This window comes from Coriobacteriia bacterium (genome assembly GCA_031292615.1).
GTDB lineage: Bacteria > Actinomycetota > Coriobacteriia > Anaerosomatales > JAAXUF01 > JARLGT01.
In genome coordinates this window covers 37,716-60,957 of the sequence record JARLGT010000038.1, presented here as the reverse complement: position 1 = coordinate 60,957, position 23,242 = coordinate 37,716, and the positions used below count along the sequence as shown (strand labels likewise).

33 protein-coding genes and 1 pseudogene are annotated in these 23,242 nt (G+C 64.8%); all 34 read left to right on the top strand.

Annotated elements, in window-relative coordinates:
* Positions 1-99: 99 nt before the first annotated feature.
* The 34 genes and pseudogenes from rpsQ (at position 100) to P4L93_03630 (ending at position 23,213) form a co-directional block, all read left to right on the top strand.
* Positions 100-363 carry a 30S ribosomal protein S17 gene (gene rpsQ, locus P4L93_03795; protein MDR3686067.1) on the top strand — a complete coding sequence of 88 codons (264 nt, stop codon included), beginning with the start codon at positions 100-102 and terminating at the stop codon, positions 361-363.
* Positions 364-487: 124 nt separating this feature from the next.
* Positions 488-856 (top strand): 50S ribosomal protein L14, encoded by a 369-nt coding sequence (rplN, locus tag P4L93_03790; protein ID MDR3686066.1) that lies wholly within the window; start codon positions 488-490, stop codon positions 854-856.
* 13 nt (positions 857-869) lie between these two features.
* The gene (rplX, locus tag P4L93_03785) at positions 870-1,187 is read left to right on the top strand and encodes a 50S ribosomal protein L24 (GenBank protein MDR3686065.1); all 318 of its coding nucleotides are present in this window, start codon (positions 870-872) and stop codon (positions 1,185-1,187) included.
* A gap of 83 nt (positions 1,188-1,270) precedes the next feature.
* Positions 1,271-1,813, top strand: a complete 543-nt coding sequence (gene rplE / locus P4L93_03780) for a 50S ribosomal protein L5 (GenBank protein ID MDR3686064.1) — start codon at positions 1,271-1,273, stop codon at positions 1,811-1,813.
* A 46-nt stretch (positions 1,814-1,859) separates the two neighbouring features.
* Positions 1,860-2,045: a type Z 30S ribosomal protein S14 gene (locus P4L93_03775; GenBank protein ID MDR3686063.1), complete on the top strand. Its 186-nt coding sequence runs from the start codon at positions 1,860-1,862 to the stop codon at positions 2,043-2,045.
* A 96-nt stretch (positions 2,046-2,141) separates the two neighbouring features.
* Positions 2,142-2,540 carry a 30S ribosomal protein S8 gene (rpsH, locus tag P4L93_03770; protein MDR3686062.1) on the top strand — a complete coding sequence of 133 codons (399 nt, stop codon included), beginning with the start codon at positions 2,142-2,144 and terminating at the stop codon, positions 2,538-2,540.
* Positions 2,541-2,569: 29 nt separating this feature from the next.
* The gene (gene rplF / locus P4L93_03765) at positions 2,570-3,106 is read left to right on the top strand and encodes a 50S ribosomal protein L6 (protein ID MDR3686061.1); all 537 of its coding nucleotides are present in this window, start codon (positions 2,570-2,572) and stop codon (positions 3,104-3,106) included.
* 53 nt (positions 3,107-3,159) lie between these two features.
* A complete protein-coding gene (gene rplR, locus P4L93_03760) occupies positions 3,160-3,528 on the top strand; it encodes a 50S ribosomal protein L18 (protein MDR3686060.1) in 369 nt (122 codons plus the stop codon).
* A 14-nt stretch (positions 3,529-3,542) separates the two neighbouring features.
* Positions 3,543-4,055 carry a 30S ribosomal protein S5 gene (gene rpsE / locus P4L93_03755; GenBank protein MDR3686059.1) on the top strand — a complete coding sequence of 171 codons (513 nt, stop codon included), beginning with the start codon at positions 3,543-3,545 and terminating at the stop codon, positions 4,053-4,055.
* A gap of 3 nt (positions 4,056-4,058) precedes the next feature.
* Positions 4,059-4,256 carry a 50S ribosomal protein L30 gene (rpmD, locus tag P4L93_03750; protein ID MDR3686058.1) on the top strand — a complete coding sequence of 66 codons (198 nt, stop codon included), beginning with the start codon at positions 4,059-4,061 and terminating at the stop codon, positions 4,254-4,256.
* A 159-nt stretch (positions 4,257-4,415) separates the two neighbouring features.
* Positions 4,416-4,865 (top strand): 50S ribosomal protein L15, encoded by a 450-nt coding sequence (gene rplO / locus P4L93_03745; protein ID MDR3686057.1) that lies wholly within the window; start codon positions 4,416-4,418, stop codon positions 4,863-4,865.
* Positions 4,859-6,115, top strand: a complete 1,257-nt coding sequence (gene secY / locus P4L93_03740) for a preprotein translocase subunit SecY (GenBank protein MDR3686056.1) — start codon at positions 4,859-4,861, stop codon at positions 6,113-6,115. The genes rplO and secY overlap by 7 nt, the downstream gene beginning before the upstream one ends.
* A gap of 36 nt (positions 6,116-6,151) precedes the next feature.
* Positions 6,152-6,781: an adenylate kinase gene (locus P4L93_03735; GenBank protein MDR3686055.1), complete on the top strand. Its 630-nt coding sequence runs from the start codon at positions 6,152-6,154 to the stop codon at positions 6,779-6,781.
* Between the two features lie 7 nt (positions 6,782-6,788).
* Entirely contained in the window at positions 6,789-7,538 is a 750-nt protein-coding gene (map, locus tag P4L93_03730) for a type I methionyl aminopeptidase (GenBank protein ID MDR3686054.1), read from the top strand.
* Between the two features lie 93 nt (positions 7,539-7,631).
* A complete protein-coding gene (gene infA / locus P4L93_03725) occupies positions 7,632-7,853 on the top strand; it encodes a translation initiation factor IF-1 (GenBank protein ID MDR3686053.1) in 222 nt (73 codons plus the stop codon).
* Positions 7,854-7,981: 128 nt separating this feature from the next.
* On the top strand, positions 7,982-8,095 hold the full coding sequence (rpmJ, locus tag P4L93_03720; GenBank protein MDR3686052.1) for a 50S ribosomal protein L36: 114 nt from the start codon (positions 7,982-7,984) through the stop codon (positions 8,093-8,095).
* Between the two features lie 17 nt (positions 8,096-8,112).
* Positions 8,113-8,487: a 30S ribosomal protein S13 gene (gene rpsM, locus P4L93_03715; protein MDR3686051.1), complete on the top strand. Its 375-nt coding sequence runs from the start codon at positions 8,113-8,115 to the stop codon at positions 8,485-8,487.
* Between the two features lie 2 nt (positions 8,488-8,489).
* Complete coding sequence (gene rpsK, locus P4L93_03710) at positions 8,490-8,891, top strand: 30S ribosomal protein S11 (protein ID MDR3686050.1); 402 nt, start codon at positions 8,490-8,492, stop codon at positions 8,889-8,891.
* 19 nt (positions 8,892-8,910) lie between these two features.
* Complete coding sequence (rpsD, locus tag P4L93_03705; protein MDR3686049.1) at positions 8,911-9,537, top strand: 30S ribosomal protein S4; 627 nt, start codon at positions 8,911-8,913, stop codon at positions 9,535-9,537.
* Between the two features lie 23 nt (positions 9,538-9,560).
* Positions 9,561-10,499, top strand: a complete 939-nt coding sequence (locus P4L93_03700) for a DNA-directed RNA polymerase subunit alpha (GenBank protein ID MDR3686048.1) — start codon at positions 9,561-9,563, stop codon at positions 10,497-10,499.
* A gap of 10 nt (positions 10,500-10,509) precedes the next feature.
* A pseudogene (gene rplQ, locus P4L93_03695) lies at positions 10,510-10,854 on the top strand (50S ribosomal protein L17).
* Positions 10,855-10,966: 112 nt separating this feature from the next.
* The gene (locus tag P4L93_03690) at positions 10,967-11,782 is read left to right on the top strand and encodes an energy-coupling factor transporter ATPase (GenBank protein MDR3686047.1); all 816 of its coding nucleotides are present in this window, start codon (positions 10,967-10,969) and stop codon (positions 11,780-11,782) included.
* On the top strand, positions 11,773-12,612 hold the full coding sequence (locus tag P4L93_03685; GenBank protein ID MDR3686046.1) for an ATP-binding cassette domain-containing protein: 840 nt from the start codon (positions 11,773-11,775) through the stop codon (positions 12,610-12,612). Before P4L93_03690 ends, P4L93_03685 begins: the two co-directional genes overlap by 10 nt.
* Complete coding sequence (locus P4L93_03680; protein ID MDR3686045.1) at positions 12,609-13,403, top strand: energy-coupling factor transporter transmembrane component T; 795 nt, start codon at positions 12,609-12,611, stop codon at positions 13,401-13,403. Before P4L93_03685 ends, P4L93_03680 begins: the two co-directional genes overlap by 4 nt.
* On the top strand, positions 13,400-14,230 hold the full coding sequence (gene truA / locus P4L93_03675; protein MDR3686044.1) for a tRNA pseudouridine(38-40) synthase TruA: 831 nt from the start codon (positions 13,400-13,402) through the stop codon (positions 14,228-14,230). The genes P4L93_03680 and truA overlap by 4 nt, the downstream gene beginning before the upstream one ends.
* Positions 14,231-14,378: 148 nt before the next feature.
* A complete protein-coding gene (gene rplM / locus P4L93_03670) occupies positions 14,379-14,813 on the top strand; it encodes a 50S ribosomal protein L13 (protein ID MDR3686043.1) in 435 nt (144 codons plus the stop codon).
* A gap of 3 nt (positions 14,814-14,816) precedes the next feature.
* On the top strand, positions 14,817-15,215 hold the full coding sequence (gene rpsI / locus P4L93_03665) for a 30S ribosomal protein S9 (protein ID MDR3686042.1): 399 nt from the start codon (positions 14,817-14,819) through the stop codon (positions 15,213-15,215).
* An 88-nt stretch (positions 15,216-15,303) separates the two neighbouring features.
* Positions 15,304-16,638: a phosphoglucosamine mutase gene (gene glmM, locus P4L93_03660; GenBank protein MDR3686041.1), complete on the top strand. Its 1,335-nt coding sequence runs from the start codon at positions 15,304-15,306 to the stop codon at positions 16,636-16,638.
* A gap of 500 nt (positions 16,639-17,138) precedes the next feature.
* Positions 17,139-18,965 carry a glutamine--fructose-6-phosphate transaminase (isomerizing) gene (gene glmS / locus P4L93_03655; GenBank protein MDR3686040.1) on the top strand — a complete coding sequence of 609 codons (1,827 nt, stop codon included), beginning with the start codon at positions 17,139-17,141 and terminating at the stop codon, positions 18,963-18,965.
* Between the two features lie 4 nt (positions 18,966-18,969).
* On the top strand, positions 18,970-19,458 hold the full coding sequence (locus tag P4L93_03650) for a holo-ACP synthase (protein ID MDR3686039.1): 489 nt from the start codon (positions 18,970-18,972) through the stop codon (positions 19,456-19,458).
* A gap of 60 nt (positions 19,459-19,518) precedes the next feature.
* A complete protein-coding gene (locus P4L93_03645; GenBank protein MDR3686038.1) occupies positions 19,519-21,051 on the top strand; it encodes an NAD(P)H-hydrate dehydratase in 1,533 nt (510 codons plus the stop codon).
* Positions 21,052-21,087: 36 nt separating this feature from the next.
* Positions 21,088-21,555 carry a CBS domain-containing protein gene (locus P4L93_03640; protein MDR3686037.1) on the top strand — a complete coding sequence of 156 codons (468 nt, stop codon included), beginning with the start codon at positions 21,088-21,090 and terminating at the stop codon, positions 21,553-21,555.
* 5 nt (positions 21,556-21,560) lie between these two features.
* Complete coding sequence (gene alr, locus P4L93_03635) at positions 21,561-22,670, top strand: alanine racemase (GenBank protein ID MDR3686036.1); 1,110 nt, start codon at positions 21,561-21,563, stop codon at positions 22,668-22,670.
* 171 nt (positions 22,671-22,841) lie between these two features.
* Entirely contained in the window at positions 22,842-23,213 is a 372-nt protein-coding gene (locus tag P4L93_03630) for a V-type ATPase subunit subunit G family protein (protein ID MDR3686035.1), read from the top strand.
* Positions 23,214-23,242: the final 29 nt, after the last annotated feature.

Here is a 23,242-nt window from a genome sequence, read left to right as displayed (position 1 = left end):
GTGAAGAAGGACATTGCGCGCCTGCACACCGAGCTGCGCGCCCGAGAGCTCCGCGCCCAGCGCGACGCGGCTGCGTCTTAGGACAGGTGAGGAGTAGGCATGAGTACCACCGAGCGTAATAGCCGCAAGATCCGCCAGGGAGTCGTCGTATCGACTGCTGGCGACAAGACCGCTGTGGTCAAGGTCGAGGAGCGCAAGAAGCATGCGCTGTACGGCAAGATGATCACGCAGTCGAAGAAGTTCCACGCGCACGACGAGAACAACACCGCCGGTGTCGGTGACACCGTCACGATTATGGAGACGCGTCCGCTGTCCAAGCTGAAGCGCTGGCGTCTGATCGACATCATCGAGAAGGCCAAGTAAGCGACGCGTCAAGCAGACGGCTTTGCCGCTGCTTACGCGCCGAGCTGCTCACACGCGCTGTGCGCACGTGCATCACGAGCAAACGATGCACCTCTGACACGGCAGTAGTTATTCGGAGGAAGAGATGATCCAGGCAGAGTCCCGGTTGAAGGTCGCCGACAACTCTGGTGCACGCAAAGTGCTGTGCATCAAGGTACTCGGCGGCTCGAAGCGGCGTTATGCGCGAGTGGGCGACGTAATCGTCGTCACGGTGAAAGAAGCGATCCCTAACGGGGCGATCAAGAAGGGCGAGGTCGTCAAGGCGGTCGTCGTCCGATGCAAGAAGGAGGTCCGTCGCGCTGACGGCTCCTACATCAAGTTCGACGACAACGCTGCCGTCATCATCGACGCGCAGGGCAATCCGCGTGGCACGCGTATCTTCGGCCCGGTCGCTCGTGAACTGCGCGACCGCAAGTACATGAAGATCGTCTCGCTCGCGCCTGAGGTGCTCTAAGGAGGATGGAAAGATGACCAAGCTGAGCATCCGCACGGGCGACAAGGTCCGCGTACTGGCTGGCAAGGACAAGGGCAAGGAAGCCAAAGTCCTCGCGGTCTACCCTCACAATGAGCGCGTCGTACTCGAGCGCGTCAACATGATGAAGAAGGCCACGCGCCCGACCCAGAAGAACCCCAAGGGCGGCATCCTCGAGATCGAGGCGCCCATGCATGTCTCGAACGTGGCGATCGTTTGCCCGAAGTGCTCTCAGGCCACCCGCATCGGCCGCAAGCGTGAAGACGGCAATCGCGTCCGCGTCTGCAAGAAGTGCGGCAACGATATCGATTAGATAAGGCTCCCCGCTCCCCCGCGAGCGAGGAGGCGTAGGGTCGGAAATCCTGCGCTGAGAACCCCATCTGGAGGAACACGAACATGGCACCGAGGCTCAAAGAGAAGTACAACAGCCAGGTCGTACCTGCTCTCAAGGAGCAGCTCGCCCTCGGCAACGTCAACGAGGTACCGCGCCTGACCAAGATCGTCGTCAACATGGGTGTTGGCGCGGCTGTGCAGGACACCAAGCAGCTCGACGCGGCGGTCGAGGACCTGCGTCTGATCACCGGCCAGGCGCCGACGATCACGCGGGCCAAGAAGTCGATCGCTGGCTTCAAGATCCGTCAGGGCATGCCGATCGGTGCGAAGGTCACTCTTCGCGGCGACCGCATGTGGGAGTTCCTGGACCGTCTGCTCGCGACCGCCATCCCGCGCGTTCGCGACTTCCGCGGTCTGAACCCGAACTCCTTTGACGGCCGCGGCAACTACTCGATGGGCGTCACCGAGCAGCTCATCTTTGCCGAGGTCGACTACGACAAGGTCGACCGTGTCCGCGGTATGGACATCACGTTTGTCACGACTGGAAAGACCAACGAAAACGCGAAGGCACTGCTCGACGCTTTCGGGTTCCCGTTCAAGCGATAGAGTTGTCCACCGGTGACCCCAAGGTCGCCGTGACAAGGAGGAAGAAGTGGCTAAGAAGTCGATGATCGCCAAGGCCAAGCGCGAGCCGAAGTTCTCGACGCGGCAGCACAACCGCTGCACCCGTTGCGGCAGGCCCCGCGCGTTCTACCGTCAGTTCGGCCTTTGCCGAATCTGCGTGCGCGAACTTGCGAGCCGAGGCGAGCTCCCGGGCGTCCACAAGGCCAGCTGGTAGGCCGGACGAACTGAGGAGACCCGACCCGATAGGCGTGCCGGCCACGGGCCTGCGCGAACCACGGACCGGATCATCCCGGACCATAGGAGGAATCACATGAGCATGACCGACCCCATCGCCGATATGCTGACTCGCATTCGTAATGCGAACTCGGCGTACAAGGCGGCGACAACGATGCCGTCCTCGAAGAAACTCGTCGAGATTGCGCGCATCCTGAAGCAGGAGGGCTACATCGCTGAGTACACCGTAGTTAGCGCTGAGCCGCAGGACCAGCTTGAGGTCACCCTTAAGTACGGCCCGAAGAAGGAGCGCACCATCTCCGGCATCCGCCGCATCAGCAAGCCAGGCCTGCGTGTGTACGCAAAGAAGGACGAGCTCCCGCGCGTTCTTGGTGGCCTGGGTATCGCCGTCATTTCCACATCACATGGCGTGATGACTGACCGCGTCGCCCGCAAAGAGGGCGTCGGCGGCGAAGTCATCGCGTACATCTGGTAGTCGGACCGGACTGAGAAAGGAGCAACGCCGTGTCTCGTATCGGCAAGCAGCCCATCCCCGTCCCGTCCGGGGTCGAGGTCAAGATCGACGGCTCCACCCTCACGGTCAAAGGACCCAAGGGTGAGTTGTCCCAGACGTTTACTGACATCCTCACGATTACGCTTGAGGATGGAGTGCTTCTCGTCACGCGTCCCGACGAGTCTCGCACTGCACGTTCGCTTCATGGCCTGACGCGCACGCTCGTCTCCAACATGGTGACTGGCGTGTCCGAGGGCTTCCACAAGAACCTCGAGATCGTTGGCGTTGGTTATCGTGCGGCGATGAAGGGCAGCGACATCGAGCTTCAGCTCGGTTTCAGCCACCCGGTCGTCGTGATCGCCGAGCCTGGCATCACCTTCGAGGTTCCGGCGCCAACCAAGATCACCGTGCGCGGCATCGACAAGCAGCGCGTCGGTCAGGTCGCCGCGGACATCCGCAAGTGGCGCAAGCCCGAGCCGTATAAGGGCAAGGGTGTTCGCTACGAGGGTGAGCACGTGCGCCGTAAGCTCGGTAAGGCCGCGAAGTAACACGCTGACGGTCCGGCCTAGTCGGCCGGTCAGATCGAGGAGAGCAGTGAGCAATGGATAAGCTGAAGGCGAAGCAGGCGAAGCTCGAGCGCCGGCAGCGCAGGGTTCGCGCGAAGGTGAGCGGCACGGCCGCCCGCCCGCGTCTGCGGATCACTCGCACGAACGGGCACATTTACGCCCAGGTCATTGACGACGTTGCGGGCACCACGCTCGTCTCGGCGTCGAGCGTCGACGCCGATGTCAACGCGGACCTGAAGAACGGCGCCAACATCGAGCCCGCCAAGGCCGTCGGTGAGGCCGTCGGTCGCCGCGCTGTCGCGGCTGGCATCAAGGAGGTCGTCTTCGATCGTGGCGGCCGTATCTATCATGGCCGCGTGAAGGCCCTGGCGGACGGTGCGCGCAGCGCCGGCCTCGAGTTTTAGGGGAGGATCAGTACATGGCGCGCAGAGAAGCCCCAGTCTCCGAACTGCAGGAGAAGGTCGTCTATATCAACCGCGTTTCGAAGGTCGTCAAGGGCGGCCGTCGTTTCGCGCTCACCGCACTAGTGGTCGTCGGCGATGGCGCCGGCAATGTGGGCGTTGGTATGGGCAAGTCGCAGGAAGTCCCGATCGCCATCAAGAAGGGCATCGAGGACGCCAAGAAGAACATGTTCAAGGTCGCACTGACCAAAGAGAACACGCTCCCACACGAGGTCATTGGCGTGTTCGGCGCCGGTCGCGTGATGATCAAGCCGGCCGCTCCTGGTACGGGTATCATCGCCGGCGGCCCGGTGCGCGCGCTGATGGAGCTCGCTGGCGTTCACGACGTGCTCAGCAAGTCGCTCGGTAGTGACAACGCGCTGAACATGGTCAAGGCCGCCGCCGAGGGCCTGCGTTCGCTGTCCAGCCCGCAGGACGTGGCGCGTCGCCGCGGCATGTCGGTTGGCCGGATCTACGGGTGGGAGGAGTAGTCGATGGCAAAGAAAGAAGCTGTCAAGACGCTTAAGATCACTCAGATCAAGAGTTACATCGGCACTCCTCAAGATCAGAAGCGCACCGTCAAGGCACTCGGTCTCAAGCGCATCGGCCACTCGGTCGAGCAAGCTGACTCCGCAGTGATCCGCGGAATGGTGTTCAAGGTCAAGCACCTCGTCAAGGTCGAGGAGCTCTAAGGACCTTCTGAATTGAGCAGTACTGGAGGCCCGGCTCACGCCGGGCCTCAGGGCGTCTGATACGATGCCAGTCTATGGAAGTCAGTCGGCGGCGAGCGGCCGGCAGCACGAGGCGACAAGGTGCTTCGTGACAGCGAAACGAAAGGGAGTACTTCAAAGATGCAGATCAACGACCTCTTCCCGGCCCCGGGCTCGCGCAAGAAGCGCAAGCGCGTTGGCCGCGGTAACGGCAGCGGCCACGGTTCCACCGCCGGTCGCGGCGACAAGGGCCAGGGCTCGCGTGCTGGCGGCACCAAGGGTCCCGGCTTCGAGGGTGGCCAGACGCCGCTTGCCATGCGTCTCCCCAAGCTCCCCGGCTTCAAGAATCGCAACCGCGTTGAGTTTGCGGTCGTCAACGTCTCCCGCCTCGAGATGCTCTACGCCGACGGCGACGTCGTCGATGGCGAGTCGCTCGTAGCCAAGGGCGTCACCAAGTCCGTCACGGAGCCGGTAAAGGTTCTGGGCGATGGCGAGATCACCAAGAAGCTCACGATTCGCGTCGACAAGGTCTCCGGCCCGGCGAAGCAGAAGATCGAGGCTGCGGGAGGGACGGTCGAGGCACCGTGCTAACCGCGATCTCCAACGCTTTCCGCGTACCGGAGCTTCGCCGCAAGATCATCTTCACTCTGGCGATGATTGCGCTGTACCGTCTCGGCGCCTTCATCCCAGTTCCGGGCATCGATCCGGCGAGGGTGCTTGCGGTTATCAACAGCAGCGCGGCCCTCGGACTTCTCGGCCTGTTCTCGGGCGGAGCGCTCGAGAAGCTCGCCGTGTTCTCGCTGGGCATCATGCCCTACATCACGTCGTCGATCATCATGCAGCTGCTGCAGGGCGTCATCCCGAAGGTCGAAGCTTGGGCCAAGGAAGGCGAGTCCGGCCAGCGCAAGATCACGCAGATCACACGCTACATGACGCTGGGTATCGCGCTTCTCGAGTCCATCGGACTTCTCGCGACGTTTCGAGCAGCCATGTCCGGCAACGCGACCATGCCGCTGTGGGTGACGCAGATCGTTATCGTCATCACGCTGATTGCGGGCACGGCATTCATCATGTGGATGGGCGAGCTCATCACGCAGCACGGTATCGGCAACGGCATGTCGCTGCTCATCTTCGCGAGCATCGTCTCCCGTTTTCCGCTCGCCATTGCGCAGTCGGTCACCTTCGGCAACGGTGTCTTCACCGGCCTGCTGCTGATCATGACTCTGTTCATCATCGCGGCGATCGTCACCATGGAGCGCGCACAGCGTCGCATCCCGGTACAGTACGCCAAGCGGGTCGTCGGTCGCCGGGTCTACGGTGGCTCGGGCACGTACATCCCGCTGAAGATCAACGGCGCCAACGTCGTGCCGATCATCTTCGCCTCGGCGATCCTGTTCTTCCCGTCGCAGATCGCGCTGATGCTCCCCTCCGTGGGCTGGCTCCAGCAGACGGCCAACGCGATGGCAAAGGGCCCCATCTACTGGGTGCTCGACTTCGCACTCATCATGTTCTTCACGTACTTCTACACGGCCCTCGTGTTCAACCCCATCGACCTCTCCGACAACCTGCGCAAGAACGGCGGGTTCATCCCAGGGGTTCGTCCGGGCAGCGCAACCACGCGCTACATTGAGAACGTGCTGAACCGCATCACGCTTCCGGGCGCAATCTTCCTGGGCGTCATCGCGGTCATCCCGAACATGATGTTCTACGCCACGAACAATCAGCTGGTTCAGCAGTTCGGCGGTGCGTCGATCCTGATCATGGTCGGCGTCGCCCTCGAGACGATGACCCAGCTCGAAAGCCAGCTGAAGATGCGCCACTACGAGGGCTTCTTCAAGTAGGTTGCACGGCGAACTGACCACAAGGAGGGGCACGAGATGAACGTCGTCTTGCTCGGAGCGCCGGGTGCCGGAAAAGGCACGCAGGCGCAAAAGATGATCGACGCGTACGGGATCCCACAGATCTCGACCGGCGACATCCTGCGCGCATCGGTTGCGGCCGGCACGGAGCTGGGCCTTGAGGCCAAGCGCTATATGGACGCCGGAGATCTGGTTCCCGACGAAGTGGTCATCGGTCTGGTCAAGACCCGACTCGCCGAGCCGGATGCCGAGAAGGGCTTCATCCTCGACGGCTTTCCGCGCACGACAGCTCAGGCCGAGGCCCTTGATGCCGAGCTCGAATCGTTGGGCAAGGCGATCGAGTCGGCCATCGCGATCACGGTCGATCCCGAGGTGATCGTTGCTCGGCTCACGTCGCGGCGGGTCTGCCGCGCGTGCGGTGCAATCACCAGTGCGTCCTCTGGTGCCGCATGTCCAAAGTGCGGTGGCGAGCTCTACCAGCGCGACGACGACAACGAAGCGACGGTTCGCAACCGCCTCGACGTCTACGAGCGTTCGACCGCGCCATTGATTGACTACTACCGAGCCAAGGGCCTTCTGCACGAGATCGACGGCGACCGACCGGTCGACGCCGTTTTCGCCGAGGTCCAGGCCGCTCTGGAGGGCTAGGCGTCACGTGATCGTGCGCAAGTCGCAAGCCGAGATAGAGATCATGCGAGAGGCCGGGCGCGTAAGCGCCCGGGCTCTTCGTTTGGTGGGGGAGGCCGTCGCCGCAGGCGTCACGACCTTCGAACTCGACGAGATCGCCGAGTCGGCCATTCGCGCCGACGGCGGCGTTCCCGCATTCAAGGGCTACCATGGCTTCCCCAAGACGCTTTGCACCTCCATCAACTGCCAGGTCGTTCACGGCATCCCGTCCGAGATGATCAAGCTGCGCTCAGGCGACATCATCTCCGTCGATGTGGGCGCGATTGTCGACGGCTACTACGGCGACAACGCCCGCACGTTCCCGGTCGGAGTGATCAGCGACGAGGCGACTCGGCTGCTGGCGGCTACCAAAGCGTCCCTTGATGCTGGAATCGAGCAAGCGCGCTCAGGTAACCACCTGTTCGATATCGGCGCCGCAGTTCAGGGAGTGGCCGAAGGTGCGGGGTTCTCGGTGGTTCGCGAGTACGTCGGCCACGGGATCGGGCGCAACATGCACGAGGACCCCAACGTCCCCAACTACGGCGTCGCCGGCAAGGGCCCACGCCTCGAGGTGGGGATGGTGCTCGCGATCGAGCCGATGGTCAACGCCGGAAGCGCGAGCGTCGATGCACTTCCGGATGGCTGGACGGTGGTCACGCGCGACGGTCGGCTCTCGGCGCACTTCGAGCACACCGTGGCGATCACGGCTGACGGTCCGATCCTCCTGACGGTGGAATAGTGCGACGGCCTGACAGTTTGGTATAGACGGCAACATGACAACTAAGATAAGATATCCGCTTGCGGGTTCAGCCCTTGTGAGGAGCAGCCTTTCGTGACGAAGCGCGACGATGCCATTGAGCTCGAAGGAACGGTAGTAGAGCCCCTTCCCAACGCGATGTTTCGCGTGGAGCTTGAGAATGGGCACAAGGTGCTCGCGCATATCTCGGGTAAGATGCGCATGCACTACATCCGAATCCTTCCGGGTGACAAGGTGGTCGTTGAGCTTTCTCCGTACGACCTCACCCGAGGCAGGATCACCTACCGCTACAAGTAGGAACGAACGTTGTCCTTCAGCTAGTGGACACTCCCGGCGGCGTGTTACCGGGCTTTTGAATGGGAAAAACGGCGCCTGCGGCTGGGCGTTCAGATAGATCTGAAGATCAGCACCGAAAGGAAAGAACGATGAAGGTACGTCCTTCGGTCAAGAGAATGTGTGACAAGTGCAAGGTCATCCGGCGCCACGGGCGCGTTCTCGTCATTTGCGAGAATCCCCGTCATAAGCAGCGCCAGGGCTAGCAGGAGGGAGTCAACCGTTGGCCCGAATCGCAGGTGTCGACCTTCCGCGCGAGAAGCGCGTCGAGATCGGCCTGACCTACATCTTCGGCATTGGTCTTACGACCAGCCAGACTATCGTTCGCGAGACCGGTATCAACCCGGCGACTCGCGTCCGCGACCTCACGGAAGAAGAGGTTGTCCGTCTGCGTGAGTTCATCGATCGCAACCTCAAGGTCGAGGGCGACCTCCGCCGCGAGGTCTCGCAGAACATCAAGCGCCTCATGGAGATCGGCTGCTATCGCGGCCTTCGCCACCGCAAGGGCCTTCCGGTCCGCGGTCAGCGCACGCACACGAATGCGCGTACCCGTAAGGGTCCGCGTCGCCAAATCGGTGCGAAGAAGAAGGGCAAGTAGCAATGGCAGCCAAGAAGAAAGTGGTCCGGACTCGACTGAAGCGCTCAGAGCGCAAGAACATCGCAGTCGGTCAGGCCCACATCAAGAGTACATTCAACAACACCATCGTCAGTATCACGGACCCCTCGGGCAACGTGATCTCCTGGCAGTCTGCCGGCACTGTGGGCTTTAAGGGCTCGCGCAAGTCGACGCCGTTCGCGGCGCAGATGGCTGCTGAGGCGGCTGCCAAGATGGCGCAGGAGCACGGGCTTCGCAAGGTGGCAGTGTTCGTGAAGGGCCCTGGTTCGGGTCGCGAGACCGCAATTCGTTCGCTTCAGGCCGCCGGCCTGGAGATCTCGAGCATTCAGGATTGCACTCCCGTCCCGCACAACGGCTGCCGTCCGCGCAAGCGTCGTCGCGTGTAACTCGGGAGGAACCTAGCTTATGGCTCGATACACCGGGGCGGACTGTCGTCTGTGCCGCCGTGAAGGCATCAAACTGTTCTTGAAGGGCGATCGCTGCTACTCCGACAAGTGTGGAGTAGAGAAGCGCCCGTATCCCCCTGGTCAGGCTGGCAAGAAACGCCCGCGTGACTCGGAGTATCGCGTTCAGCTTCGCGAGAAGCAGCGCGCAAAGCGTATGTACGGTCTGCTCGAGAAGCAGTTCCGCGGCTACTACACCATCGCATCTGCCCAGAAAGGCATCACCGGTGAGAACCTGCTGCGTATCCTCGAGAGCCGACTGGACAACGTTGTCTACCGTCTCGGCTTCGCGAAGTCTCGTGACGAGGCTCGCCAGGTCGTGCGTCACGGTCACATCACCGTGAACGACCACCGCGTCGACATTCCTTCGTACCGAGTTCGTCCCGGCGAGGTCGTAGCGGTTCGCACGAAGTCCAAGGACCTGCTGGTCATCAAGACGGCGCTCATCTCTTCGGAGAAGATTGAGGTTCCGGGCTGGCTCGAGGTCGATATCGAGAAGCTGCAGGGCAAGGTACTGTCGCTGCCGACGCGTGAGCAGATAGACGCACCGGTTCGCGAGCAGCTGATCGTCGAGCTTTACTCGAAGTAGCGGGAAGCCAAGGAGGCTATTTGATGACAGAGTTCATGAGGCCCCAGGTTACCGTCGACCGTATCGACGATCGCGTAGCTCGCTACGTCGTCGAGCCGCTCGAGCGTGGCTTCGGGTACACCCTCGGCAACTGCATGCGTCGCGTGCTGCTGTCGTCGCTCCAGGGTGCTGCTGCGACCTCGATTCGTATCGAGGGCCAGCAGCATGAGTTCGCTTCGATCGAGGGCGTCCGCGAGGACGTCACCGACGTGGTGCTCAACGTGAAGGGGCTCGTCTTCCGCGAGACCGGCATTGGTGCCGGCGACGCGGTTGCGACGCTGTCCGTCACGGGCCCAGCAGTTGTGACCGGCGCGGACCTGAAGGTCCCGTCGGAGTTCGAACTGGTCAATCCGGAGCACGTCATCGCCAACCTGAACAAGGGTGCGAAGCTCGAGATGGGCGTTCGTATCGGCGTGGGTCGCGGTTACGTCTCGGCCGACCGCAACAAGCGTCCGGAAGATCCGATCGGCGTCATCACCGTCGACTCGTTGTTCAGCCCGGTCTCGCGCTGCACCTACGTGGTTGAGAACACCCGCGTCGGCCAGCGTACCGACTACGACAAGCTGACCATCGAGGTTGAGACGAACGGCTCGGTCGATCCGGGCGATGCCGTCGCTCGTGCAGGCCGCATCATCGACGAGCACATGATGCTCTTCGTCGAGCAGGCCGGTACGCCGATCGAGGGCGAGGGCATCTTTGCCGCCGCCGTCGACGAGGGCGAGAGCGTGCTGGACACTCCGATCGAGGAGCTCGACCTCTCGGTCCGCTCGTACAACTGCCTGAAGCGTCAGGGTGTCAACACCATCGGGCAGCTCAACGAGTGCTCGGAGAACGACCTGCTCAACATCCGGAACTTCGGCGCCAAGTCGATCGAAGAAGTCAAGGACAAGCTCCAGCAAATGGGCTTGGGCCTGAAGCAGTAGGAGAGCTCATATGCGACACAAGGTTAAGGGCCGCAAGCTCGGCACCGATGCGAGCCACACCAAGGCCATGCTCAAGAGCCTCGCGCTTGCGCTGTTCAAGAGCGAGCGCATGAAGACGACCGAGACGCGGGCCAAGGAAGTTCGTGGCCTCGTCGACAAGATCATCACGTGGGCGAAGAAGGGCGACGTGCACTCCCGTCGTCTGGCAATCGCTGCACTCGGTGACAAGGATCTGGTCGCCAAGATCTTCAACGACAAGGAGCGCTACGAGGGTCGCCCCGGCGGCTACACGCGCATCTTGAAGCTCGGCCCCCGTAAGGGCGACTCGGCCCCCATGGTCATCATGGAGCTCGTCGACTAGGTCAAGCTTGTGAACGGCACCAGCTGTACGATATGAGGGCCTCCTTTCGGGGAGGCCCTCTTCATGTCTCCCAACCGCCCGACGTGCCAGGGAAGATCGCGCTGACGTGATCCGCTTTTCCGACATCAGCTTCTCCTACGCCGGGGCACAGGGTGCGCCCGCACTGTCCCGTGTCAGTTTCGACGTTCAGCCCGGCGAGCAGGTTGCGGTGCTCGGCGCGAACGGCTCGGGCAAGTCCACACTGGTGCAGCTCGCCAACGGGCTGCTGCTTCCGGACTCGGGCACGGTCACCGTCGACGGCATCGACACGCGCGACGTGTCTCGCACTCGAGACGTGCGCGAGCGTGTCGGGATGGTGTTCCAGCGGCCTGACGACCAGATAGTCGCCACGAGCGTTGAAGACGACGTCGCCTTCGGGCCCGAGAATCTCGGGCTGCCGCGCGAGCAGATTCGCGAGCGAGTCGACGAGGCGATTGCGGCCGTGGGGCTGCCAGGCCTCGAGCGCCGAGAACCCCACCTGCTCTCTGGCGGCCAGAAGCAGCGCCTTGCGATGGCTGGTGCGCTCGCGATGCGGCCAGCCTACCTGGTGCTGGACGAGCCCGCCTCGATGCTCGATCCCGACGGGCGGCGCGACGTGCTCGCGATCGTGCGTGCGCTGCGTGCATCGGGAACGGGCGTCATGCACGTTACGCACGACCTCGCCGATATCGTCGACGCGGATCGCGCTATGGTGCTCGACGCCGGCCGCGTGGTCTTTGCGGGTTCGGTCGTCGAACTCTACGGTCGCGCGGAGCTGCTGGCGGCCAGCGGCCTGGAGCTGCCACCTCTTGCGCGGCTCGCGGTTGCGCTGCGGGTTCGGGGCGCTCGGCTACCCTCCGGCGTCATGGACGTCGAGACGATTGTGGGGTCGCTGTGGCCCTGACGCTGACTAACATCGGCTACCGCTACCCGGTTGCCTCGGCGCCTTCGGACGCGCCTGCGCTCGATGGCGTCTCGCTGACGGTCGAGCCGGGCGAGCTCGTGCTGGTGCTCGGCGCGACGGGCTCGGGCAAGTCGACGCTTCTTCGCATCGCCTCTGGGCTGCTCGGCGCGAGTGCCGGCGGGGCGGCGATCGACGGGGAGCCGCTCACTGGCCGCTCGGCCCGCGGCGCCGTGGGCATGGTCTTCCAAGACGCCGAGGCGCAACTCTTCGCCGAGACGGTCGCCGACGACGTCGCATTTGGGCCGCGCAACCTTGGGGCGAGCACGTCGGACGCAGCCGCTGTCGCTCGCGACGCACTGCGCCGTGTTGGGCTCGATCCGGACGTATACGGCACGCGCTCGCCGTTCGGGCTGTCCGGTGGAGAGGCACGCCGAGCAGCGATCGCCGGCGTGCTGGCTATGTGTCCGCGCTACCTACTGCTCGACGAGCCAACCGCCGGTCTAGACGCGCGCGGGCGCACCGCCGTGCGGACGCTCATCGGCGCGGAGCGGAAGCGCAGCGGGATAGTGGTCGTGAGTCATTCGGCAGCCGAGTTCCTCGGCGAGGCAGATCGAGTGCTGTTGTTGGCGGGCGGACGCACGGCGTTCGAGGGAGCGGCAGATCGGCTCGTCGCGGATCCAAGCGCGTTCGAGCGAGCCGGACTCGCGGCGCCCGACGTGTTGCGCGTGCAACTGCTAGCGACGCAAGCGGGCGCTACCCTAACGGGGTTCTCGCTCGAACCCGATGCGGCCGCGAGCCTGTTGACGCCCGAAGGCGGGTGGAGTCGATGAGCGTTCCGGTCCCCTTCGGGCAGTACGTCCCGGGCGATTCACCGGTGCACGCGTTGGACCCACGTGCCAAGCTCGGGCTCGCGCTGGCCTTCACCGTTGTGCTGTTCTCGGCGCGGGGTTGGCTTGCCATGGGAGCCGCTGCGATCGTTGTACTGGCCGTCATCGCGCTCTCGCGCGTGCCTTGGCGGCTCGTAGCTCGCGGCCTCGTGCCCATCCTCTGGCTTCTAGCCTTCACGCTGGCCGTGAACGCGCTGCTGTGGCGGCCGGTCTCCGCGCTGCTCACGCTCGGGCCGATCGGCATCTCGGGACCCGGCCTCAGCCGCGGACTGTTCTTCGCGTCTCGTATCGTGCTACTGGTCCTGGGAACCTCGCTCGTCACGCTGACTACCTCCCCGGTTGCGCTCACCGACGCACTGTCTCGCCTCATGCGGCCACTGCGCTTCGTGCGTGTCCCAGTCGATGACGTCGCGATGATGTTCTCGATCGCCCTTCGCTTCATCCCCACCACCGCCGAGGAGGCCGAGAAGATCATCGTGGCTCAGACGGCGCGCGGAGCGGTCTTCGACGAGGGCGGGCCGGTCAAGCGCGCACGGGCGTGGGTGCCGGTGCTCGTGCCCTTGTTCGTCAACCTTTTCCGACGCGCAGACGACCTTGCTATCGCTATGGAGTCTCGGTGCTACACGGGACAGGGGCGCACGCGTTTGCACGAAGCGCGCATGAGGTTCGCGGACTGGACCGCACTGGTAGTCGGCGTGACTGTGGCGCTGGCGGCGGTGATACTGCTCCCGTGAGCGAATCAACTACACCTCCCGGCGCCGGCCTCGGTGCCACACCCGCCGAGTCGGGCGCTACCGCGCTGACCGTTGCGTACAACGGCCAGCCGTTCGCTGGGTTTGCTCGGCAGCCAGGACAAGATACCGTGCAGGGCCGCCTCGAAGTGGCGCTCTCGACGATTCTGCGTCGCGAGATCGTGACGGCGTGCGCCGGGCGCACCGACGCCGGCGTACACGCGCTGGGGCAGGTGGTCAGCTTCCCGACGATAGGCGGCGAGCCCGACGACGTAGCGCTGCTGCGATCCCTGAACGCGCTGGTGGGCGAGGACATCTCGGTGCGCGAGGTTCGACGAGCGCGGCAGGGGTTCTCGGCGAGGTTCGACGCGGTATCCCGCGAGTACCGCTATCGGCTCGTGAGCGGGCCGGTGCCCCCGCTGTTCTTGAGCCCGGTCGCGTGGTGGGTTAAGACCCCGCTCGATGTCGAGGCAGTGCGCGCCGCCGCGAGCCACCTCGTCGGGGAGCACGACTTTCGCTCGTTCTGCGTCACAATCTCGGCTGCGGGCAAGCGCACCACGCGCCGAGTCACATCCATCGATCTGTTCGTCGAGCAAGCTTTGGGCGAGGAGTGCCTCACCGTGAGGGTCGTGGGCAACGCGTTCTTGCACTCCATGGTGCGTACCATCGTCGGGACTCTGGTCGAGGTGGGTAGCGGCAGGCGTGACCCGCAGTGGGTGCTCGATGCGCTGGAGGCGCAGCGACGCGCCGCAGCCGGGCCGACGGCGCCCGCGAACGGACTCATGTTGTGGTCTGTGGGCTACCCAGAAGAGGTGTGGGTGCGCGGCTGATTTCGCGGCTTGGTGGCCGATGGCCACACCCGGCGGCGTGTGCTCGTTGACGCGCCGGAGTGGCGCGGCTACTATGGGTGGGTTCGTTTCAGCAGCCCCGTGAAGGTTCGAACCGAACACATATCGTAATCGTTCGTTGGAGGACTTTGTGAAGACCTACCACGCCAAGCCCGGCGAAGTCGAGCGCGAGTGGCTCGTCGTCGACGCGACTGACATGGTGCTCGGCCGACTCTGCACTGAGATCGCTCAGATTCTCAAGGGCAAGAGGAAGCCGCAGTACACACCGCACGTCGATACCGGTGACTTCGTCATCGTCATCAACGCCGAGAAGATTCGTCTTACCGGCAACAAGGCCGAGACTAAGATCTACTACAGCCACTCCGGTTGGATCGGTGGGCTGAAAGAGGTCTCGTTCGCTCGGATGCTCGAGAAGCACCCGGAGCGGATCATCGAGAAGGCCGTGAAGGGCATGCTGCCGAAGAACACTCTCGGTCGTGCCATGAACCGCAAACTCAAGGTCTACGCCGGCCCTAACCACCCGCATGGCGCGCAGAAGCCGCGCGAGATCACCCTGGAGGGCTAAGGCATGGCTGAGAACAAAGCTGTCTACTACGGCACTGGTCGCCGCAAGACCTCGGTCGCCCGCGTGCGACTGGTCCCCGGCACCGGACTGATGACCGTCAACAAGAAGACCGGCCTCGAGTTCTTCGGCCGTCAGGCCCTCGTCAACTTCGCCGAGACGCCGTTCAAGGTGACCGAGACCACCGGTCGCTTTGACGTCATCGCCCAGTGCCACGGCGGCGGCACGTCCGGCCAGGCCGGCGCGCTGCGTCACGGTATCGCTCGTGCACTCCTGCAGGCCGGCGACGAGTATCGTCCCGAGCTCAAGCGTGCCGGCTATCTGCGTCGCGACCCACGTATGGTCGAGCGCAAGAAGTACGGTCTGAAGAAGGCCCGCAAGAAGCCGCAGTTCTCCAAGCGCTAGGCGCGGCAGACCGCACCATCGCATTTGGACGGGGCTCGTCGCACACTGTTGCGGCGGGCCTCGTTTTCTTCTCTTAGGGGGCACACGGATGACTCGACTCTTCGGAACCGACGGCGTGCGCGGCATCGCGAATGCGGAGCTAACGCCAGAACTCGCCTTCAAGCTGGGGGAGGCGGCCGGGCACTTCCTCGGTGACAAGGGGCGCGGGCGCATCGTTGTAGGTCGCGACACGCGACGCAGCGGCGAGATGCTCGAGGCCGCGCTGGTCGCTGGCATCTGTGCCGGGGGCGCTGACGCGTTGCTGGCAGGCATCATCCCGACGCCGGCGGTTGCCCTGCTCACGCGCGATCTGGGTGCCGATGGCGGCGTGGTCATCTCGGCGTCGCACAACGCGCCTGAATACAACGGCATCAAGTTCTTCAGCCGAGACGGCTTCAAGTTGCCCGACGACCTTGAGGACGAGATTGAGACGTTCACACAGGCCGAGCGCGACTGGGAGCGCCCCGTCGGCGACGGAGTGGGCGTTGCCATGCCGATCGACGGCGCGGTCGAACGCTACATCCAGCACTGTGTCGCCACAATCGACGGCGACCTCACGGGCCTGAAGATCGCGCTGGACTGCGGTCACGGCGCCGCTTCGGTTGCAACACCCGAGACGCTGCGCCGTCTCGGCGCCGAAGTCGTCGCGATCAACTGCGACTGGACCGGCATGGACATAAACGTCGGCTGTGGCTCGACACATCTGGGCCCCGTCACCGAACTCGTCAGATCCACCGGCGCCGACCTGGGAATCGCGCACGACGGCGATGCCGATCGGGTCCTGGCGGTCGACGAGACCGGCGCCGAGGTCGACGGCGACGCGATCATGGCGATTACGGCCGCGCAGATGCACGACGCCGGCGAGCTGCCCCTCGACACTGTGGTATCGACCGTCATGGCCAACCTCGGATTCGAGCTGGCGATGAAGGAGCGCGGAATCACCGTCATCAAGACGAAGGTGGGCGACCGCTACGTGCTCGAGCAGCTGCAGACGTCGGGTGCGGTTCTCGGCGGCGAGCAGTCGGGTCACATCATCTTCCTTGAGCACAACACCACCGGCGACGGTCTGGTCACGGCGCTGCAGCTCGCGCACGTGATGCGCGCCACCGGCAAGCCTGCAAGTGAGCTTCGCCAGGTCATGCGCCGCTTCCCGCAGGTGCTGGTCAACGTCCGTGTCGCCGACAAGACGCGCCTGGCCACGAGCGCGGTACTCGCCGAGGCGGTCAAGCAGGCCGAGGACGAACTCGGCGACTCTGGGCGCGTGCTGGTCCGCGCGTCGGGCACCGAGCCGCTCGTGCGTGTGATGGCCGAGGCAAGCGAGCAAGAGGTCGCCGCCGACGTGGTCGACCGTCTCGTGGAGATCGTGAAGTCGGAGCTGGGATGATTCCCGGCGAAATGCCGCCAGAGAGCTGCTTGGACGCCGAGGCGCAGCTCTGTCACCACGCCGAGAGCCATCCAGGGATCACGCGTCTTCTGGCCGAGCGCTAGTGCCCTCTCGTCACGGCTCCGTCACTGTTACTGCACAGGCCTCCTGCTACACTGAGGTCCTTGGAAGCGTCGACCGGAGGAGCCGCCTACGAACTCAAGATCGCACCATGTAGCGCCGGGACTGGCAGCAGCGGAGAGTTCGCGCGCCAGTTGACGAGGAGAGGGCTCATCGAAACATTCGGCGGATGGCTCTCCGGCCCCAACCGGGGTCGTGACGTTGTCGACAAAGCCCGCGAGCGATCGCGGAACAAAGCGGCAACGCACCGGTTTTCCCACCACACACTCAGGGGCACACTGCCCCGGCTCTCGGCACGAGGCGTCGCCGCGGGCTCGCTGCGGTATATCGACCGCGACTGACCGGTCACTTCTCTAATCGACACGGAGGTCTAGAGACTTATGTGTGGAATCGTCGGATACATCGGCCCACGCCGAGCGAGCGACGTGCTGCTCGGCGGGCTGGCTCGACTGGAGTACCGCGGCTACGACTCGGCGGGAATCGCCGTGCTGGAGAATGCACAGCTCAACGTCGTGCGCCGTGTAGGCAAGCTCGTCAATCTGCGCAACGCACTGGAGGCCTCGCCGGTAACCGGCTCTCTGGGCATCGGGCATACTCGTTGGGCGACGCACGGGCGTCCCAACGAGGAGAACGCGCACCCACACACGGACTGCACCGGCAAGATCGCGGTGGTCCACAACGGCATCATCGAGAACTACGCCGAGCTGCGCGAAGAGCTGGCGTCCAACGGCCACATCCTGCGCAGCGAGACCGACACCGAGGTGATCGCGCATCTTATCGAGAGCTACTACCAAGGCGACCTGGTAGCAGCGGTCACGCGCACGATCTGTGAGCTGGACGGAAGCTTCGCGCTCGCGGTTGTTCACGCTGACGACCCCAACGAGGTCGTCGCGACGCGCAAAGAGTCGCCGCTGATCATAGGTATCGGAGAGGGCGAGAACATCGTCGCAAGCGACATCCCGGCCGTGCTCGAGTACACGCGCGAGGTCATGGCCCTGCGCGATGGCGATGTTGCCAGCGTCACGACGCAGGGCGTGGTCGTCACCGACAGCGAGGGCGCAGTCGTCGTGCCCGAGATGATGCACGTCGAGTGGGACCTCGACGCCGCCGAGAAGGGCGGCTACGAGGACTTCATGCTCAAGGAGATCAACGAGCAGCCCAAGGCTATCCGAGAGACGCTTCGCGGGCGGTTGGGCGACGACGGCCAGATCCAACTTTCCGAGCTGGCGATGACGCCCGAGGACGTCTCGGCGATAGACCGCGTCTACATCATCGCGTGCGGCACGTCGCTACACGCCGGCATTGCGGCTAAGAACCTCATCGAGATGTGGGCTCGCATCCCGGTTGAGGTCCAGTGCTCCAGCGAGTTCCGATACGGCGACCCGATCGTCGACGAGGAGACGCTGTGTGTCGCCATCACGCAGTCTGGTGAGACGGCCGACACGCTGGCTGGAGTCCGCGAGGCGCGCGACCGTGGCGCCAAGGTCATCGCGGTCACCAACGTTGTCGGGTCCCGCGTCACGCGCGAGTCGGACGGCTGCATCTACACGCACGCGGGGCCCGAGATCGGCGTCGCCGCGACCAAGACGTTCACGGCGCAGATCGCCGCGCTGACCGTGCTCGCACTCAAACTCGCGCAGGCGAAGGGCACGATGTCTGACGAGCGCGTTGCGTCGCTGTTCGAGGAGCTCTCGCACATCCCCGACGTGGTCGAGGCTATCCTCGAGGACCTCGGAGATCTGGGCGGGGCCGCCGAAGCGTTCGTCGATGCCAAGAGCACGCTGTTCCTTGGCCGCGGGTTTGGGGTCTCCGTGGCCATGGAGGGGGCGCTCAAGCTCAAGGAGATCTCCTACATCCACGCCGAGGCGTACCCGGCCGGCGAGATGAAGCACGGGCCGATTGCACTGATTACCGACGAGATGCCGGTTGTGGTCGTGGCGACGCAGGGTCGCGTCTACGAGAAGGTTGTGAGCAACATCCAGGAGGTGCGCGCTCGTGGTGCGAGCATCGTCGCGGTGGCAACCGCCGGCGATCAGGACATCTACCAGCACGCCGAGCACGTGCTGCAGATACCGGCCGTCAGCGAGGTTCTCTCGGCGATTCCGGCGGTCGTTCCGCTGCAGCTCTTGAGCTACCACATCGCCAAAGCGCGGGGCTGCAACGTCGATCAACCCCGCAACCTCGCCAAGTCTGTGACGGTGGAGTAGTCAGGTGATCACCGGACTGGGCGTCGATATCGTCGAGATCGATCGGATGCGCGATGCACTGGCTCGTCATCCGCGTATGAAGGAACGGCTGTTCTCCGCCGAGGAGCGCGCGTATTGCGAGAAGCGCAGCCGCCCGGAGGTGCACTACGCGCTGCGCTTCGCGGCCAAGGAAGCCGTGCTCAAGGCGCTGGGGACCGGGTTCTCAGGCATGCGCTTCACCGACGTGGAGGTCGTGCGCGAGAGCAACGGCCGCCCCGTGCCGCGACTGCTGGGCAAGGCCGCCGAGCGCGCCGAGGAGCTGGGCATCGTCGAGATGCACCTCTCTCTCTCGTTCACGCACACAACGGCCGTGGCTTCAGCCGTCGCCATCACCGAGGGCGCACGGCCGCGCAAGGACGAGCGACCCGATCCGATGGCCAAGCTCGCCGCCGACTTCAAGGAAGCGCGCGCGCTGCTTGACGACGTCCCAAGCAGGGGAACAGATTCGGAGTAGCGAACCGGGGTGGCTCGCATGCGGGCCACCCCGCCAATTCTGCCGATGAGGAGTGGCGCCGTGATCCGAGCACTCACCGCCGAGCAGGTCCGGGCCGTTGAGGCGCGCGCCGTCGCCGAGCAGGGCGTCGAGCTCGCCACGCTGATGCGAGCCGCCGGCGCGGCCGTCGCAGCACAAGTCGCCGCGCGCGACGAGCACGGCTCCGTCTTCGTACTCGCTGGCTCGGGCAACAACGCGGGAGACGGCTGGATCGCCGCACACGATCTGCACGCGCAGGGGCGTGCCGTGCGCGTGCTCACGACGCGCAATCCACGCGACCTGAAGGGAATCGCCGCCGAGGCTGCGAAAGGCGCGATGGTCGCCGGGGTGCACTGGCGCGTTCCCACCGCTCCACTCAGCGCCGAGGACCTGCACGGCGGCGACGTCATCGTCGATGCGCTCCTCGGCATCGGTTCGAGCGGGGCGCTTCGCGAGCCGCTGGACTCCTGGGTGCGCGCGGCCAACGAGAGTGGCGCCTACGTGATAGCCGTCGATGTCCCAACCGGCATCGACGCCGACAAGGGCGCCGTTCTCGGCGATGCGATTCGCGCTGACTGCACCGTCACGTTCACCGCTCCCAAGTGCGGGTTGCTGCTGTTCCCGGCCGCCGCCTACGCTGGCGAGGTCGTTGTCGCCGACGTCGGCATCGAGCCTCGTTTCGTCGCCGAGCTCGCCGAGGCGCCCGAGGTCTGGACCGCCGAGGAGTACGCGGCGCTGCTGCCGCTTCCAGCGGCCGACACCCACAAGAACGCGCGAGGGCGCGTGCTGGTCATCGCCGGCTCGGGGCAGTTCCCGGGCGCGGCCGTGCTCGCGACGCGCGGAGCGATGCGGTCGGGCGCAGGCTACGTCACGCTCGCGGTGCCAGACGGCGTCGTGGCGACCGCACAGGCCCATCTGCTTGCCGCGCCCGTGGTGGGGCTGCCACAGGGCCGCACGCACGCGTTTTCCTCGGCAGCCGCAGACAAGGCGATCGCGCTGGCTCGGGAGTTCGACGCGGTGGTGCTTGGGCCGGGGCTGACGATGGCCGACGGCGCAGCTGCGACGGCGCGCGAGATAGTGTCGCGTCTCGACAGGCCGCTCGTCATCGACGCGGACGCACTCAACGCGCTGGTCGACGCGCACGAACTCGTCGAGCGGCGCAGGCAGCCAACCATCATCACCCCCCATCCTGGCGAGCTCGCCCGCCTGCTGGGCACGACGGCGGCCGACGTTCAAGCCGATAGGGTATCCTCGTCAGCGAAGCTTGCGGGACCCGGACGGGTGGTCGTGCTCAAGGGTGCGGGTACCGTGACCAGCGGCGATGGTCGACAGGTCATCAACACGTCGGGATCGCCCGCGCTTGCCACTGCGGGGACCGGTGACGTTCTAGCCGGCGTGATCGGTGGGCTGCTGGCGCAGGGGCTCTCGGCGTTCGACGCAGCCGCACTCGGCGCATACCTTCACGGTCGCGCAGGCGAGGCCGCGGCGGCCGACCTGACGCCGCTGTGCGTTACGTCCGAAGACGTGCCAGAGTATCTGCCTGTCGCCGCGGCCGAGTTGCTCGGCAGCTGGTAGCACGAGGTCTCGCACCGCGAACGAGGAGGACCCAAGATGGTCGACAAAACAGTGCGCGACATCATGACCGCCAACCCAGTGACGGTTCCCTCGTCCATGAGCGTCACCGATGCGGCTCGGCTGATGGTCGATCGGCATATCGGCGCGCTACCCGTGGTCGACGGCGGCAAGCTGACCGGCTTGGTGACCGAGGGCGACCTCATCATGAAGGACATCAAGCTCGAGTACCCCACCTACATCCATCTGCTCGACGGCTTCATCATGTATCCGCCGTCGACGAGTCGCTTCGAGCGCGAGTTGAAGAAGGCCGTCGCCGCCACAGTCGCCGATGTGATGACCGCCGAGCCACACACGGTGCAGGCGAGCTCGAGCGTCGAAGACGTCGCAACGCTTCTGGTCGATCGCGACGTCTCGCGACTGCCCGTACTCGATGGCGACAAGCTCGTTGGCATCGTCACCAAGTCCGACGTGTTGCGCTCGATGATTGCGGGAGCCGAGCAGTGACGAGCATGCGTTGGGCCTGGACCGAGATCGACACGGCGGCCATCGCCAGGAACGTGGCGACGCTCAAGGCGCTGACTCGGCCGGGCACGCGCTTCATGGCCGTCGTCAAGGCCGATGGCTACGGTCACGGCTCGGTACGAGCGGCGCGCGCCGCGCTAGCCGGGGGGGCTGACTGCCTGGGAGTCGCCACCGTCGCGGAGGCCGTCGAGCTGCGAGACGCGGGCATTTCGGCACCGGTGCAGCTGCTCTCCGAGCCACCCGAGGCTGCGATCCCCACGCTGCTCGAGCGCCAGATCGTCCCGACGGTCACTACGCGAGAGTTCGCGGTCGCGCTGGGCAAGTGTGCCGCCGCGCGCGACATCGAGGCGCCGTTCCACCTCAAGATCGACTCGGGAATGAATCGCATCGGCATCCATTCCGAGGACGCCGCGCCGTTCGCTCGCAACCTCGCCGACTTTCCCGGTCTGAGGCTGGAGGGTACTTTCACGCACCTCGCTACCGCCGATGTCGCGGGCGACTGGGAGGTCACGCGTCAGCTACAGCGCTTCGAGAAGGCACTCTCCGAGATGCGCACCGAAGGCGTGAATGCTGGAATCGTGCACGCCGCCAACAGTCCGGCGACGATCCTGTATCCCGAGGCGCACTACGACATGGTTCGATGCGGCATTGCGATCTACGGCCTGCATCCCAGCCACGCCACCGAGAAGGTCATCGGTCTGGCGCCCGCGATGTCGGTCAAGGCTCGCGCGACGCTGGTCAAACGCGTGGCCATGGGCGAGAGCGTCAGCTACGGCTTCACGTGGACCGCCTCGGCTCCTACCGTCGTTGCCACCCTGCCGCTCGGCTACGCCGACGGCGTTCACCGCGTTCTGTCCAACGAGATGGACGTTCTGCTCGGCGGAAAGCGCTGCCGGCAGATCGGGCGCGTATGCATGGACCAGCTGATGGTCGAGGTGCCGCGCGACATCGACGCGAAGCGCGGCGTCGAGGCCGTGATCGTCGGGACGCAGGGCGCTGAGAGCATCCGCATGGAGTCGCTTGCCGAGAAGGCCGGGACCATCAACTACGAGCTAGCATGCGCATTCGGAATGCGTATGGAGAGGCTCTACCGGTAGGTCACGGCCCGTGGTTCGCCCCAATTCGTGCGATTCGGGCGCCTTTCTCGGAAAAGATGCATTTCCGAAGCGGTATCTCGGCAGGAGCCCACCCCCTCGATAGCGAAACACCCATCGAGGCGCGTTATGCGCTTCCACCAACGCACGCGCTACATGATGAGGGGGACTGCTGTGGACGACAGTAAGGTCGTCGAAGAGATTCGGCTGCACCAGGAGACGATCGCATCGGATGCGAACACTCCGTTGCACCTCATTCGCGAGAAGGAACTGGAGATCTCGGGCCAGGTTCTGGCCGCCAAGCGTGAGGCTGACGAGATTATCGCCACCGCTCGCAAGAAGGCCGCTGAGCTCGTGAACATCGCAGAGAGCGAAGGCGGTGCCGGTGCGGCCAGCCGGGACGCCGAGATTCGTGCGAAGGCAGACGCCGAAGCTAACACGCTTCGCACCGACGCCAAGGCAGAGGCCGATAGGATTCAAGCTCAGGTCGATGCGCGCCGCGATGATGCGGTGCGTCTTGTGCTGGACGCCGTGTCCGTTGTCTAGCAGCGGGCTCGACGGGACGTACCGACACC